Raw genomic sequence first — 15135 nt, forward strand, 5'->3', positions numbered from 1 at the left:
GGAAACGTCTTGGAAATAAAGGGTCAGATTACGAGACGCCCCCTTCTCTCTGCCAAACCAATGATAGCTTCCACCCCTGAGTTAAACTCAAGAAAGTCCTGCTCAACCCCGTCGCTGAAAATAACACCATCCTCTGGCATCTGGGATACAATGTGCAGTGGTTGCTTCGAATGGATCTGTCCAAACACGAGATTAGCCGCCGTCGTTCGGCTTGGAAAGGGTTCTCTTACTGAGAAATACAAGTAAGGCGCATCCCAGTTAAAATGATTCAGCTCCTGCCTGCTTCCATGAATGGATGAGGATGCAACAGCAACCTCATCTTCCGAATTCATGTTCTGCCACGCCGCCGATCCTACAATTCCGGTGGCCCCGGCCAGCACACTTTTGAACCAACCTGTCGATCCCATGCCTGTGGATACAATGATACCGCTGGAGGATTGTTGTTCTACGGATGTACCCAAACGCACTTCATAACGTGCCGATACATGTGTCTTCCGACCAATGAACAGATCGTTGACGCCATATAGATACTGTCCATCATTGAGTTCTACTTTGGCGAGTGTGACTTCTTTCAAGGTTCGTTGTTTTCGAATGACATCCGGGACAATGAAGCTCAGATCCTCCACGGTAAAAGGTAATAACACCCCGTCCCACCGCATTGGGTCCGGGTTCACACCAATGAGTGGCTGCTCGGTTACGTATTTGAGGGTATTGGCTACAAGCCCATCCTGTCCAACCACAACCACGATATCCTGCTCTCCAAAAATAAAGTTGGGCACATGTTCACGATCAATTGTCTGAACCCGTCCTAATTGCCCCAGTTGCTGCTGCGCCTGCTGCACAGATAACCGATAACGACGGTCTTCCTCCATATAATCACTGAAGTCGGCACCCAGACGTTCAATATAAAACTGAGCTTGCTGCACCGTGTTATATCGAACCACCAACTCTTCCAGTCGGGTCCGACGCTTAACGAGAATGAGCTTGTGTTCGCTCATTCGATCGTCCGGCGTAGCCTGATGACGTACCGATTTCCCTGCTTGCTCTGTCTGCTCTCTTCTTCCTAATCTCATCGCCCTCTACCTCCCTGATCTCTGCCCGGCGCGGGAGACATCAACCCCTGCAACAGATCCGGCGAGATATTAAGCTGTCCGATCTTGCCTGCATTTTCAGCCAGCTCCTGGAATGCAAGTGCAATCAGCTTATCGGAATTCATGCCCATGTTTGCCATCGCTTGCAGTACATTGGGCTGTACATGTTGCAACGAATTCATCACGGCAGCGATCTCATATGCTTTGGCATCGGCTTCTGCATTGTGATTGGCAATGGTTAATTCAATCAGTTGCTGCTTACGTTCCTCCATCGCTGTATTGAACTGAAGCTGCTCCTGCTCCATCTCGTTTTGTTTCTGTTTCACCGAGCGTTCTGCATGCAGTTGGGTCTCACGAATTTGCTGTTTCTTTGTCTCCACGGCAATTTCGGTGTTCAGTTCGTTCTCCTTCACTCGGCGTTCCTGTTCAATTGATGCATTGCGACGCACATACAGCGCTTCATCAGCCTGACGCAAAATCTCTTCCCGCGCTTGTGCTTCCAATGCACGCATCGTCTCTTTATTGGGCAAAATGGCCAGGATGGATAGACTCATCAGCTCAACGCCCAGTTTCTCCAACTCTTCACTCTGCACAACTTCACGTTTCATGCTGCTTGCCAGCCGTTCACTGGATTGAATGGCCTCCTTCAACGGCATTTTCTCCAGATATTTCTTAGTTAGTACTTTCGCTGTGGTGATTACCCGTTGATCCAGTTTGCCGGGGTCGTCGGAAATATACCGATTCTTGCGCAAATTGTACGTGTAATTCAGGCTCTGTGTTATTTTCAAATAATCTACAATGCGATAGCTTAGTTGTCCCTGCACTGTAACGGTCTGATAGTCCGCCGTAATCTCTTCGAACATGAATGGTACATCCACCGAGGACACGGGTAAGACCACTACCGATGTGGTCGGCTCATAATAATAGAAAGACAATCCGACACCCTGACGTTGTACCTTACCATTTTTCACCTTCATGACATATTCACTGGGTTGAAACTTCGCAAATCGGAATCCAAACATGGCTCATTCCTCATTTCTTAATATTGTCGTTTTGATATTATCGAAATGATAACAAATGGATTTGATATTGTCAATACGACATTAACAAATGATTCATATGCTTATGTAGAGAAATGGATGAAGTCTGAACCTCTTCTTTCCACAAAACAAAGAGACCGAATCAGTTGATTCGATCTCCTTACCTGCTTCGTTATTTTCTAATACAGTCGTTCCATCAATCTGGCTACTGCAACAGCCCCTTGTGCACGGTTCGCCGTTTCTTTCGGAGCAAACGTGCCATCAGGCATGCCATTCAGCAGTCCAAGTTGTTGCATCGAGGCTACAGCCTCTTTGGCGTATGGCGCGATCTCATCGTTGTCTACAAACACCATATTTCCTGGTATAGAATGGGTTGCATCCTCACGCTGCACAACCTGAAGAGCTCTATTCAGCATAACGGCCATATCTTCTCGTGAAATGCGTTCGTTGGCCCCGAAGCTTCCATCCGCTCGGCCTTGAATAATGTTCATCTCAATTCCAAGTCTTACTGAATCGGCATACCACTGCCCTTCCTTCACATCCGTTGGGGTTGAAATAGATGGATCCGGCTGACGTGTATCACCAATACCTTTAATTATCATTTGCAAAAATTGTGCTCTGGTCAGTTCACCTTGCGGAGCGAAACGAGTTGCGCTCATCCCCGTAATAATTCCTTTACCGTAGAGGTTCTGCACTTCTTGGAGAGCCCAGTTGTGATTTTGCAGATCATGTAATGGCACTTCAACTTCTGTAATGACATAACTGCCGGATTCCAGCGGTTTGAACGCCATCGTCTTCGTTTTGTCATCGTACTTGGAATACGTAACAGGCTTCATTTCCCCACTTGAAGATATGGAATGTACGACCATAACCACATCATTCTGCTTAGGCTGCTCTACACTGGATAATGCAACTTCAACCGCTCTGTTTGTCCATGGCAATGGCTTATTGTTCAACAACAAATTCACATCAACAATCGTATGATGACCGATCGCTGCTTTTTGTGATGTGGTCAGTGTATCTGTCGATCCTGTTGCCACTACGATGTCGAACGTTCCCTCAGTCTCCGCAATGGTTAGCGGGAGTGATCTCAGAGGAACACGAACGGTAGTCTGTCCTACAACTACATCCAGGGATTTCACTTCCTCGGAACGAATCCATGCCCCCAGTTGACTTGCAGCCAATTGGAATGTGACTTTCTTGGCTGTGTCAGGCACATCTGCAATCAGCTTCAAGATACGATTTCCTGCATCCATGGATTGCATTGCCTGGGTTAATTGGGATGCATCCGGACGAATAGAATACTTGTCCTCCCCGGATGTCGTTCCTTTTACCGTGATCGAACCCTTCTCTGGTACAGTACCTGATCCAACCGGTGGTGTTACAGCCGGATTCCCCGTTGAAGGAGCTGTTCCCGGGTTGGAAGGCTGTGATGGTACACCTGGTTCTGATGGCTGGCCAGGGCTAGGTGTACCCTCTTGACGTACAAGCTTACTCACAGCATCTTGTAACGCACGATCCGCACTGCTTACATCTTGCGTTGAAGATTCAACATCCAGAATGAATGCCTTCGCTTCAGAAAGCGCCTTACTGAATACATTCCAGCTTGATGTCGTGTATTCGGCTTGTTTTAATTTCTCAGCCGTATGCACAGTAGCTTGCAGTGCAGATTTGTCCGCAGGGAACGTACCATAGGCTTCAAATTCCATGAATCCTACCCATGTGGGACCTGCTTTAATCGTTACGCGAATATAACGTCCCTCCGTGCCTTCTGGAAGTACATGGCTAGGTGCGGTCGATACAACCACATCACTTGTGGTATCCACTACTTTCACAAAGTTTTGGTTATCATTGGACACTTCGATCGTATATTTGATACCGCCACTCCACATCGACATCTCGAGCTTGCGAAGGTTAGCGACTTGCCCCAAATCCACTTGCCACCAGCTGTCAATACTCTTATCGGTCCCCCATGAAGTGTTCGGATTGTTGTCAATTGCACCTTCAGGAGAGTTGGCTTGATTGCCTCCAGTCCCTGCACTACTTGAAGCCGTTGCCGTTTTGCCCGTTGTTAAAGCCTCCAGAGAGACCAGATTAGTAAAGGCTTGTTTCAACGTACTTAGTGCTGAATTCACTTCAGACTGGACAACAGCATTGTTATCTCGGACCTGAATCGCTACCTTCAAAGATTGTTGCAATATAGACCAGCTCCGGCGTGTATAGGAAGATTCATTCTGCTGCTGCATTTGTTGAATGTACTGGTACAGTTGTGTTTTGTCCACATTGGATAGACCTTGAATCGCATCATCTAAACGTTTAACCGCTGTATTCGCATCCGTCTGTGTTGCTCTTGGATCATCCAAGACCTGCTCAGCGCCTTCCAGTGCTTTAGTCAATACCGCCCAAGTGGCCGCAGACCAGTCAGCCTGCTGATACGTACGCCCTTCTGCTATTTTGGCTCGAAGCTCGTCAAGCTGCGGAGGGATAACCTGCATTTGCTGCATCACATGTTCTAATGCCGTTGTCGCTGCATCTGTATCTGCTTGAGTCACCCCACCCGGCGTGTATGCCTGACGATTTACGTCTTTCGCTGCCGAGATTGCCGGAGCCAGAGTACTCCAGGTTTCCGAAGTAAAATCAGTCTGTACCAACGATTCTGCCCGTGCAAGTGCCGCAGCCAGTTGCTGGCGGTCTGCCGGCAGAAGATTTAATCCGCGTTTGTACACATCAAGGGACCATAACGCTCTGCCTTCATACGAATGCCCACCGTTAGCCGGAAATTCGTCGTAGTCAAACATCGCTTGGTTCTCCCATGCATTCCCTTCAGATGCAATCCAGCCTACACCGGCCGGAATCCATGCTGGCTCCCAGTAGAAGAAACCTGCTCCATGATTATTCGGCACATTTGCAATCATGTCCATAATGCCCGCGATGGCATCATATTGACCTTGGACGGTTGCAGGGAAGTCTGCTCCCCCTACATGAAGCGCTTCGTCCGATCCAATGATATTTCCGTGAGCGTCCCCGTTTTTATATGAAAATGGATACGATGTCTCGGCAATAATCACGTCTTTTTGGAACTTGTTAGACACTTCATTCATGGTCTTCTGAACATCGGCAAATGTCCCATGCCAGAATGGATAATATGACAGTCCGATAATGTCATACTTCAGTTCGCGTTTCTCCAGCTCACTGAAATACCAGTCGAACGTATCCGCCTTGCCTCCTTCTGCCAGATGAATCATGATCTTCACCTTATCCGCGTTATTGGTGATCTCTCCTTCTACTGCACGTACAGCATCAATTCCGCTTTTCAGCAATGCAACATTTTGCTCGAAATCCACGTCACTACTCAAGCCGTTCAGAACACCACTGTTGATCTCGTTACCGATCTGCACCATATCTGGCATAGCGCCCTTTGCCTTCAATTCTCCCACAACTTCAAACGTATAGTTGTATACGGCTTGCTTCAGCTCTTCGGGGGAAAGACCTTCCCAAGCTTTGGGACGAAGCTGCTGACCTGGGTGCGCCCACTCATCCGAGTAGTGGAAATCCAACAGGATCTTCATGCCTTTTTGCTTCACCCGCGTAGCCAAACGAATGACATCTTCCTTATCGTTGTAGCCCCCTGATTTCTGTGGATCATTCCACAGACGAAGACGTACATAATTGACACCGCGATCCTTTAGAATATCGAGCAAATCACGCTCCGTACCGTTGCTGTCCACGTATTTGCCGCCTTTGTCCTCAATGGCTGTCAATGTGGAAATATCAACACCTCTAACATAGTCTTCACGATATCCCTCAACAATTACTGTGGCCTCCGGTTGAACAGGAGCTCCATATACTGCACCTGTTACGGTAAAGCTTCCCGCATGTGCGTACTCTGAAGGGCTGATACTATTCCATTCCACTGGAACAGAACCCGACTTTTCGATCGGATACTGCGCTGTCACTTTTGTCGGTAGAACGGGAGCAACCCCAGCCACTGTTTTGACCTGTATAGCATCATAGCCCGTAATGGTTGACGGATCAATTTCTTCCTCTTCGCCCCAGACTTTAAGCTCGGATATCCCGGGCCACCAAGTTGCTCCCGCATAGTACGGAATCGTAACCTTCACATACTGGGCAGATGTACTGGTCTGGAATTCTTCACTGGCCACAGTCTGTTTTATTTCGTTAGTCGTTTGGTCCACAACAGTTGACCAGTTGTTACCATCATCAGATACTTCAATCAAATATTTTACAACTTGGTCTTTGTCCTTCCAAGTCAACTCCGCTCCGGAAAGCTCATATGGCGCACCTAGGTCTATAGTCAACCAATGAGGATTACTCTCAGAAGTAGGTGAGCTCGCACTCCAGTGAGTATTCACATCACCATCCACCGCCTTTTCTTTTTGTCCCTCATACAATAGATCTTGCTCACTTACCGTAACCGCCTTGTTAAGTGCCACGTTCACTTTTGCATCTTCTGCAGCCGCTGGACGAACCATCAACCCCAGATCACAGAACAACATTAGTAATACTAGACACCCGCTTATGTACCTTTTGTTCACTCTTGATCTCCCCCTTTTTGTGTTTGATTGTGCATGGATCAATGAATGTGATGAATCCTCCTCATTGTAAGCGCTTAATAGTGGTGGGTAACACGGCATTTTCCAAAGGAAACAGCAGTTATTTTAACAATATGATCCTGTAAAAGTTACATTTGAGCTATAAGAATCCACGATTTGTAAGAAACAAAAAAATCTGTCCGTCCACCGGAAGGCGGAAGCAGAACAGATTTTTAGGTATATGATCGTCGCTACACTTATTTGGAGAGTTTTAATTCAAGCTGTACCTGAATATCATTCTCCGTCGAAAGCACAACCGAGTGCGGATTTTCCATTCCGAAATCTTCGAACGTTACCATCGATGTTGCCGACAATAATACTGCATTATTCTCATAAGCCGCTTTTGCATCAAAAGTGACTTCTTTTTCAATACCTTTAACCGTAATTGTACCATTCATTTTGATATCAACCGTTTGACCGACAGGCCATTCCGCAGGTACCCCTTCAAATGAAGTCGCTGTAAATGTAGCTTGTGGATATGTAGCAATGTCGAAGAAATCGGCTTGCTTCACGTGACCATCACGCTGTCCATTCCCGGAATCAATTCCGTCCATCTCGATCTGTCCTTCTGCTTTCATCTGGGAAGCATCGTCTACATTAATAGTCCAATTGCCTGTTACCTGCTCGTCCACAAAGTTAACCGTCTCCTGCGAAGTAGTCACAGAGAAGTAAACTTTGGAACCTTCACTGATGCTCCAGTCTCCGTTCAATTGCTCTGCTCCCGCAGTTTCATTAGCGACAACCGCACCTGTACTGTCTACTGATGTTGTCGAAGTCGCTGTGCTGGCAGGAAGCACCTGCTCAATCTCCACGTTGTTCCCCAAGTAACTATTGGCCAGATAGTAACCACCACCACCGATTACGGCAACCGCCGCCACACCTGTAATAAGCCATGCTTTTGCTTTCTTGTTCATCTGTATGTTTCCTCCAGTATATGATTGTTTAGATTGCTTGTTGATATGGATCATATCAACCGAATGTGTCAGGAAGAAGTCAAGATACGACACGTGCGATATTTTTTTCAAATCTGTAATACAGGATTGGCTTTACGCTCTTGCTCATGTAAAATCAGTACAAGTTTATGAAATGAAGGGAGAACGCTTTTCTTGAAATCCATACTTATCGTCGAGGATGAGCAAGCTATTGCACGAGTACTGGCTGCTTATCTGAGAAAAGCAGAATTTGAAGTTCATCATGCAGCAGATGGACCGACTGCACTTAGCCTTTTTGATACCGTCACACCTTCCCTCGTATTACTTGATGTGATGCTGCCAGGAATGGACGGATGGGATCTGCTGCGGATTATTCGTGAAAAAAGTGCTTGTCCCGTGATCATGCTAACCGCACTGGATGACATTTCAGACCGTCTCAACGGATTGAATGCCGGTGCGGACGATTATATGAGCAAACCTTTTGTACCGGAAGAAGTGGTCGCCAGAGTTAATGCGGTGTTGCGGCGTAATCCACATTGGACCTCAGGTGGCGAAGAGAAGCGTTCCTTTGGAAATCTCGTCATTGATCTTGCTGCCAAGCAGGTGCTGCTGAATGGTGCAGAGGTTGCACTCACACCTCGTGACCTGTCATTACTGTTTTTCCTGTCCGATTATCCGAATCGTACGTTTACCAGGGATCACCTCATTGAACAGGTATGGGGGATGGACTATGATGGCAGTGACCGTGCTGTGGATCTATCGATTAAACGACTACGCCAAGCCCTCTCCCACTGGTCGCCAGAGACGGGAGAGATTCGGACGTTGCGAGGAATGGGGTATCAATTTTGGATCGCCAACTGAAACAAAAGAAACCGAAACGAACGATATCCATTCTGTCACACTGGACACTGCGATATTTTCTGATTCTATGCATTGGTTTCACAATTATTGTGGCTGGGGCACTCTACTGGATTCGAACAACTTCCATTGAGAAAAGCCTCAAAACTGCAGAACTGCTGGGTCTGGAGATCGCAGATCATGTGACCAGTGAAAATAATATGCTACGGGTTCCACCCGATCTGGACAGACTGGTAACCAAGCGAGAGAAACTATTTAATACAGATCATTATTTTTGTGTCATGATCTTGGACAACAACAATCAATTGATCTTTTCCCAGCCTAAAATGGAGCAAAAAGATGTGCATTATCGACTGTCAGACGACTATCTTGAACCGCGAAACAACAAATATGCAGGTGTAACGGTCAACATATCCGAGGGCGATCAAACCTTGGGTAAAGTATGGGTTATGCAGTCCAAACAATCCATTACATTTGGTCCAGAGACCATATGGCTCGTGGCTCTAATCCTCGGAGGACTAATCCTCTGTGGATGGTTCACAATCTATCTCCTGTCCAACAAGTTATCCAGACCTATTCGTCAGGTAGCCTATGCAGCTGAACAGATTCGAGGTGGCAATTATAATGTGAGTCTTGACTTGAATACACGAGAGCGTGAGATCAATGAACTTGTTAATTCATTCCGAGATATGGCCTCTCGTCTCCAACAACTCGAAGAATGGCGTACACTTTCGCTGGCAGGGGTAAGTCATGAACTCAAGACACCGGTAACTTCCATCAAGGGGCTCGTTATGGCAGTACGTGACGATGTCGTGAGTCCACAGGAAGGGAAAGAATTTTTGGATATCGCTTTGAAGGAATCCGAACGCATGGAGCGTATGGTCGCAGATTTGCTTGACTATAACGCCATGGCTGCAGGAAGTGTTACCGTTCGCAAGGAACGGACGGATCTGAAGCTGTTGGTCGGTGAGATCATCTATCAGTGGAAGATTGCGTATGAGGACAAAATGCCAGAGGTTCAGCTGCACACCCCACCAGTCAACTTCTTTACCCTGGGGGATGCTCTCCGCATTCAGCAGATTATTGTTAATTTGCTTAATAACGCACTTCATGCCACAGCTCCTGAACAAAAGGCTGTCTTCGATATTTATCTACGCGCAGAAGAACAGATGCTGTATGTTGATGTCAAGGACAACGGCACAGGCATCGCGGCCGAAGACCAACCCAAGATCTTCGAACGCTTCTATCGTGGAGAGCTCAAGAAACGTCGTAACCGCGGCCTGGGTCTAGGCTTAACATATAGCCGGTTACTCGCTCAGGAACAAGGCGGTGAACTGACGCTTGTCTCCAGTAGTCCGGAAGGGAGCACGTTCAGATTGAGCCTGCCACGTTGGACTGCAACTCAAGAAGCCATGAATACAGAAAAAGCTTACGGAGCAGCCGTAAAAGTGTAACGCAGCATGCTAACATGACAAATAGCCCAGGATTCCATTCAGGAGACTGGGCTATTTCAGCGTTTTTTCAGTCAACACTCTAATACACGTGGCCTATATTCATCGTAAGCATCCGAGATCAGTTGCTTATGAAGTGTACTGCTGGCAATGATCGCTTTCCGTTTTGCTTTCAAAACGATCTGCTCTATATCCGCATAACTGCACCCTGCCATGCGTTCACATATGTAATCTTCCAGCCCGGTCTCCTGTTCAAATGCCCCCAACAACTTGCTGATATACAATCTGCGACTTGAATCATCAGGCATTCCATAGGTCATCTTCGTATCAAAACGCCGCCATATGGCATGATCCAGTTGGGTGTCCAGGTTCGTTGCAGCCACCAGAATACTGTCTCCATCGAATTCGTCCAGACACTGCAACAACGTATTGACGACACGAGCCATCTCTTTCACTTCATCATTACTCTCACGTGTCCGACCTATGGCATCAAATTCATCCAGAAATAACACGCAGGGATTCAATCGCGCATATTCGAATAACTTGCGAACATTACTGCCCGTCTCCCCAAGATGGCTATGAATGATTGCATCCAATCTCACGAGTACCAGTGGCAAATCAAGCTGCTCTGCCAGATGTGATGCCGTTAATGTTTTACCTGTACCGGGAGGCCCGAACATGACCATTTTATTGGGGATGGACACGTCATGCTCCCTGAACTTCTCTTTCATGCCCAGAATGGTGATGAATTCATTAATGATACGCTCATTTTCAGCGGAAAATACAATATGCTGGGCTTTGCGCCTACACTCTATTGGTGTGTAAAAAGCAGCCATATCGATCCCTTTTGCTCGTGGAATCCGGTTCATATGGTTTATTTTGCTCATGTAACAAATGCTCCTTCATTTATAGTTTCAGTCCGTGATTCAAGTTATATAAGTTGAACTAATAAATATTTACACTGACCACTTCGATGACAGAACAACCTTCCGATTGCTGTTATCCCCAGATTTTTTGATTATTTCCCTAGAGGGGAAATCCGGGGATAAAGGCGAACGCTCCGCTTCTTCAGGTTCTTTCTGTCCTCTCCGTTTTCGTGTAAATGCTTAGTTCAATTTATATAGAATCATCCAGACTATTAATCGTAATTATTACTATTAAATAATAACATACTAATGCCTTTTTGCAAATATAACTAGAGCACGTCCACTATTCTGCCACAGAAGGAAGTCATTGGTTGCAAGCTTCAATAAAATTTGCTATTCTAAATGTGCATCGTTGTGTATAACGCAAAAAAGCCCTCCAATTTTCACGAGAGTAATAATTTTCCAGATTCGCAAGCGGCAACTTGCTACATCTGGATTCTTTATACCAACGAATGTAATCCAATTAAAGTGAGGTTAACAATCATGGCAAAAGACGTATTGTGTGAAGTTAATTCCTGTCGTCACTGGGCTCAAGAGAACAAATGTAACGCTTCTTCAATCTACATCGTGAGCCACAGTTCCAAAGAAGCAAGTCAGTCTGCTGAAACAGACTGTAAGACTTTTGAAGTAAAATAAGTAATTTCATGTGATCCACTTAAAGGAGCCCTTACCGGTTCCTTTTTTCTTTATCTATTGTAACAAGAATGATAATTATTATCAAGCCCTAATCTGTAAAAATCCTTCTCACCTCTTAAATGCACATTGGACAGATCACCTACGTACACTATGTAAGAAGTCAGTCTGCCCATGAACGATTAGAACCAAGAGGTGAATAACAATGCCTGTTAAAAGTGGCACACAGTATCGTGAACGAATTGATGCACAGTCCGTCCCTTGCTGGTACAAAGGTAATCTTATTACTGGAAAACGCTCTGAACATGTAGCATTTGCTGGTTTAATGGAGACTCAGATGTACATGTATGATCTGCAATCTGATCCTAGATATGTGGAAACGATGACGTATGCCTCTCCGGCCGATGGAAAACCAGTAGGCATATCCTTCCTGCCTCCAACCAGTGCGGACGACCTCCGCAAACGACGGGAAGGGATGAATATCTGGGCAAATGTCCATCATGGCTTTCTTGGTCGCTCACCCGATTACATGAATACAGCCATAATGTCCTTTTACACAGGTGCCGATCTTCTGAACGAATTATCTCCCCAATATGCAGAAAATCTCAAGAATTATTATGCCTACTGCCGTGATCATGATATTACGCTATCCCATGCCTTCATTCAGCCATACGCCAGCAAAATTTCAGGACAATTGGATGCCACTGAGGATGCTATTGCCGCAAAGGTCGTAGATCGTACCGAGGAAGGTCTCATTATTAGCGGAGCATTCATGATGGCTACACAAGCTGCCACTTCGGATGAGATTTTTGTCTACCCGTCCCCTTCTCCCGCCCCATTTGATGACGAAAATCCATTTGCATTCTCTTTTGCTGTCCCCAATGATCTCCCAGGAATCAGTCTGGTATGCAGGGATACCTACGCAGCCGAATCTCACACCAACTATCCTCTGAGTTCCAGATATGAAGAAATGGACAATATCGTCATCTTTGACCGGGTGCTTGTTCCGCATGAACGAATATTTTTTGCAGGAAGTGAGGAAATGTCCTCGCGTCTCTTCAGTGGTAGCAACTTTCATATTCACGCAGGTCATCAGGTATTGTGTCGTTATATTGCCAAGACGGAATTTGTTCTCGGTACAATCCAGCTTCTCACGGATACTCTCGATCTGAATACAGAAGCACATGTTATTGAGAAAACTGCACGTCTGTTCGCAGGTCTTGAATCGTTAAAAGCATTGGCTTTGGCCGCAGAGGCAGGTGCCATACCAGACGGAAGAGGATTTGTATTACCTGCACCCAAACCATTGATGGCAGCCAATCTCCTTTTTCCGAAACTTTATCCTGAGATGATTGAAACTCTGCAACTTTTGGGTTCGAGCGGGATAATTATGATCCCTCAGGAAGAAGAGTTTCAATCCGATATTGCTCCTTCACTGAATATATATCTGAAAGGGAACGATATGGCTTCTTATGAACGCAACGCTCTGTTCCGCCTGATCTGGGAGCTTGGTGCTGGATCATTCGGAGGCAGACAGACCCAATTCGAACGATTCTTTTTTGGCAATGTCCTTACAGTATCCAATCGATTATACTCCGTATATAACAAAGATCAGACGAATCGTCAGCTCGTTCGTGATTTTCTATCCAACACCAGCAAATAAGTAACTAAAGAATCGTTTTATACCAGATGGTCATAGACCGTCATCAGTTCAGAGGCTGGTCTGCTTGCATCCATATCCCGCAATCCAGGCTGGTCTCCGTAACCGATATGGAATACCCCTAACACCTTCTCTGCACTTGTCAAGCCCATCAAATTCATAAATACTGGATGTTGTTGATAATCATTGATCTTCCAAACAGCATTCAAGCCCTGTTCCGCAGCCAGAATACTAAAACGTTTGCTCCAGGCTTTGGCTGGCAGAAGATTATCCTCACGGGCATTCACAGGCGCTACCACAACCAGATGGGTAGGAATCGCTTCCGTGTATTGATATGTAGCCCAATCGCCGTAGCGATCAGCCAGATGAGGTGGATAGCTCTGTCTGACCGCTTCCAGATATAGCTGTCGCCCTTCGCCTGCAAATAACATAAACCTCCACGGTTCTGAACTCATCACATATAATGAAGGATCTGCTTCATCAAGCAACTTTCGTATAACTGACTGGGGTACCGGCAACGGACTGAATTCGCAAGTTCCTGCACGTCTTTTGCTGCTGCTTATATCTTGACTTAGACCGGTAGACATGGCAACTTCCCCTCCTCTATCTGCATGTTATATCGTTATCCTTCATCCGTCTTCACATCAACCATGTTTTCTTCGGTTCAACGGCTTCCGTTCTCCAGCGATCTACCTCTTCGTGTATGCGTACTTTATCACGAGTCGTAAACTGTTCTGACTCCACCACTTCTGCTTGCGGCATGCTATCACGTATCAAGTGAATGTAGTCCATGGAACGAATCAGAGACTGGCGTCCAGGGATGTACCTAATTTTGCGTCCTTCCAACAAGCAGTACACCTCGATCATACCCGGTAATTTTCCGAAGGCTTCCCAGCAAAATGCACTGACCATATGCTGAAACGCCTCAACTACGTTCGGATCATGGACAACCATATATTTCTGAATAAGCAGCGAATCCCACCCTTCTGGTTGCCAAGCCGCCTGAAATATCATCGACAAATGCATGGATAATGAAGGTAACTCCGTTCTCCACTGTTCAAACAGAATGGCTGGATGCTTCAGATCATCGTTCATAGCAATGGCGAGTGACAATTCATCCGTGATCTTGCTCTTCACATCCCAGTAATGGAGAACAGATTCGAAACCATCTGTCTTTCTGGGCCACCACTTCTCAAGTAAATACTGTACAGGTACTTCTTTGCGAACATCGGGGTCGAGGCTATAAAAGGCATTGACCGCATGGCTCACCGCATATTGTACACGGTGCCTCCATTGCAGTGGAGGACGCTGCTCAGTCACTGGTTCAGGGCGGATGAACCGGTGTGGGCTGCGCAGCATTTCTTCCAATCTGTAATCTTCAAGCAAGCGTACAGGAAGGTCATTCCTTCCGACCGGCATCGCCGCCTGAATATTATGTCTTAACATGATCTTTAGGACACCTGTAATCCGGCAGCAGCAAAGCGTTTGCCAAAGTCACGGCACGAATCCTTCTCCTGCTCAAGCGGACTGTATTCTATTTTTAACATCTCTGGAGATACCTCCGCCCCACGCTCTTGCAGCTTGGCAGCAGCGAGATCAACTGCACCGCAGAACTGCTCATACGAGGTATCACCACTACCGAACACCGCGGCTCTCTTACCGCTCAAGTCCAGCTCATCCAGCTCCTCATAAAAATCAAGGAATTCATCTGGCAACTCCCCGTCTCCCCAGGTGTAGACGCCAATCATGAATCCGTCATAGTCCAATACATCGGATGCATTACAATCTGTTACGGATTTCAGATCTGCCTCATGGCCTCCCTGTGTAATTCCTTCCACAATCAGTTCTGCAATTTCTTCTGTATTTCCCGTCATGCTCGCATAAGCCACTAACAATTTAGCCATCTATTTTCCCTCACTTTAGTTGGATCA

At 46.3% G+C, this 15135-nt stretch carries 12 protein-coding genes; 4 read left to right on the forward strand and 8 right to left on the reverse strand.

The window, feature by feature from the left end:
• Positions 1-23: 23 nt before the first annotated feature.
• The 4 genes from AB4111_RS13605 to AB4111_RS13620 form a co-directional block, all read right to left on the reverse strand.
• Positions 24-998 carry a sugar kinase gene (locus AB4111_RS13605; RefSeq protein ID WP_442032766.1) on the reverse strand — a complete coding sequence of 325 codons (975 nt, stop codon included), beginning with the start codon at positions 996-998 and terminating at the stop codon, positions 24-26.
• Between the two features lie 71 nt (positions 999-1069).
• Positions 1070-2113 (reverse strand): SPFH domain-containing protein, encoded by a 1044-nt coding sequence (locus tag AB4111_RS13610; RefSeq protein WP_442032042.1) that lies wholly within the window; start codon positions 2111-2113, stop codon positions 1070-1072.
• Positions 2114-2310: 197 nt separating this feature from the next.
• Positions 2311-6687, reverse strand: coding sequence for a glycosyl hydrolase 53 family protein (locus AB4111_RS13615; RefSeq protein ID WP_442032043.1), 4377 nt, complete (start codon positions 6685-6687; stop codon positions 2311-2313).
• 254 nt (positions 6688-6941) lie between these two features.
• Positions 6942-7658: a YceI family protein gene (locus AB4111_RS13620; RefSeq protein WP_442032044.1), complete on the reverse strand. Its 717-nt coding sequence runs from the start codon at positions 7656-7658 to the stop codon at positions 6942-6944.
• 192 nt (positions 7659-7850) lie between these two features.
• Between AB4111_RS13620 and AB4111_RS13625 the strand changes: the two genes are divergently transcribed.
• The gene (locus tag AB4111_RS13625; RefSeq protein WP_342570512.1) at positions 7851-8537 is read left to right on the forward strand and encodes a response regulator transcription factor; all 687 of its coding nucleotides are present in this window, start codon (positions 7851-7853) and stop codon (positions 8535-8537) included.
• The gene (locus tag AB4111_RS13630; protein WP_442032045.1) at positions 8522-9988 is read left to right on the forward strand and encodes a HAMP domain-containing sensor histidine kinase; all 1467 of its coding nucleotides are present in this window, start codon (positions 8522-8524) and stop codon (positions 9986-9988) included. The genes AB4111_RS13625 and AB4111_RS13630 overlap by 16 nt, the downstream gene beginning before the upstream one ends.
• A gap of 71 nt (positions 9989-10059) precedes the next feature.
• On the opposite strand, the gene AB4111_RS13635 is transcribed toward AB4111_RS13630, so the two are convergent.
• Positions 10060-10872 (reverse strand): AAA family ATPase, encoded by an 813-nt coding sequence (locus AB4111_RS13635; protein ID WP_442032046.1) that lies wholly within the window; start codon positions 10870-10872, stop codon positions 10060-10062.
• A 522-nt stretch (positions 10873-11394) separates the two neighbouring features.
• On the opposite strand from AB4111_RS13635, the gene AB4111_RS13640 reads away from it, so the two are divergent.
• Together AB4111_RS13640 and AB4111_RS13645 are read left to right on the forward strand one after the other, a co-directional pair.
• A complete protein-coding gene (locus AB4111_RS13640; protein ID WP_074095586.1) occupies positions 11395-11547 on the forward strand; it encodes a DUF1540 domain-containing protein in 153 nt (50 codons plus the stop codon).
• Positions 11548-11749: 202 nt separating this feature from the next.
• A complete protein-coding gene (locus AB4111_RS13645; RefSeq protein WP_442032047.1) occupies positions 11750-13207 on the forward strand; it encodes a 4-hydroxyphenylacetate 3-hydroxylase family protein in 1458 nt (485 codons plus the stop codon).
• 17 nt (positions 13208-13224) lie between these two features.
• Here the strand turns inward: AB4111_RS13645 and AB4111_RS13650 are convergent, their stop codons facing one another.
• Genes AB4111_RS13650 through AB4111_RS13660 form a run of 3 tightly spaced genes read right to left on the reverse strand, consistent with a single transcriptional unit; the run spans position 13225 to position 15108 of the window.
• Complete coding sequence (locus tag AB4111_RS13650; protein ID WP_442032048.1) at positions 13225-13791, reverse strand: nitroreductase family protein; 567 nt, start codon at positions 13789-13791, stop codon at positions 13225-13227.
• 52 nt (positions 13792-13843) lie between these two features.
• A complete protein-coding gene (locus tag AB4111_RS13655) occupies positions 13844-14650 on the reverse strand; it encodes a hypothetical protein (RefSeq protein WP_442032049.1) in 807 nt (268 codons plus the stop codon).
• A 5-nt stretch (positions 14651-14655) separates the two neighbouring features.
• On the reverse strand, positions 14656-15108 hold the full coding sequence (locus tag AB4111_RS13660; RefSeq protein WP_339235037.1) for a flavodoxin: 453 nt from the start codon (positions 15106-15108) through the stop codon (positions 14656-14658).
• Between the last annotated feature and the right edge of the window lie 27 nt (positions 15109-15135).

Source organism: Paenibacillus sp. 2KB_22, from assembly GCF_052115745.1.
Classification (GTDB): domain Bacteria; phylum Bacillota; class Bacilli; order Paenibacillales; family Paenibacillaceae; genus Paenibacillus.

What these genes read in the sequence shown, in the direction of transcription:
- AB4111_RS13605 (WP_442032766.1), bottom strand. Translation starts at nt 998, where the DNA reads ATGAGCGAACACAAGCTCATTCTCGTTAAGCGTCGGACCCGACTGGAA.
- AB4111_RS13610 (WP_442032042.1), bottom strand. Translation starts at nt 2,113, where the DNA reads ATGTTTGGATTCCGATTTGCGAAGTTTCAACCCAGTGAATATGTCATG.
- AB4111_RS13620 (WP_442032044.1), bottom strand. Translation starts at nt 7,658, where the DNA reads ATGAACAAGAAAGCAAAAGCATGGCTTATTACAGGTGTGGCGGCGGTT.
- AB4111_RS13635 (WP_442032046.1), bottom strand. Translation starts at nt 10,872, where the DNA reads ATGAGCAAAATAAACCATATGAACCGGATTCCACGAGCAAAAGGGATC.
- AB4111_RS13640 (WP_074095586.1), top strand. Translation starts at nt 11,395, where the DNA reads ATGGCAAAAGACGTATTGTGTGAAGTTAATTCCTGTCGTCACTGGGCT.
- AB4111_RS13645 (WP_442032047.1), top strand. Translation starts at nt 11,750, where the DNA reads ATGCCTGTTAAAAGTGGCACACAGTATCGTGAACGAATTGATGCACAG.
- AB4111_RS13650 (WP_442032048.1), bottom strand. Translation starts at nt 13,791, where the DNA reads ATGTCTACCGGTCTAAGTCAAGATATAAGCAGCAGCAAAAGACGTGCA.
- AB4111_RS13655 (WP_442032049.1), bottom strand. Translation starts at nt 14,650, where the DNA reads ATGTTAAGACATAATATTCAGGCGGCGATGCCGGTCGGAAGGAATGAC.
- AB4111_RS13660 (WP_339235037.1), bottom strand. Translation starts at nt 15,108, where the DNA reads ATGGCTAAATTGTTAGTGGCTTATGCGAGCATGACGGGAAATACAGAA.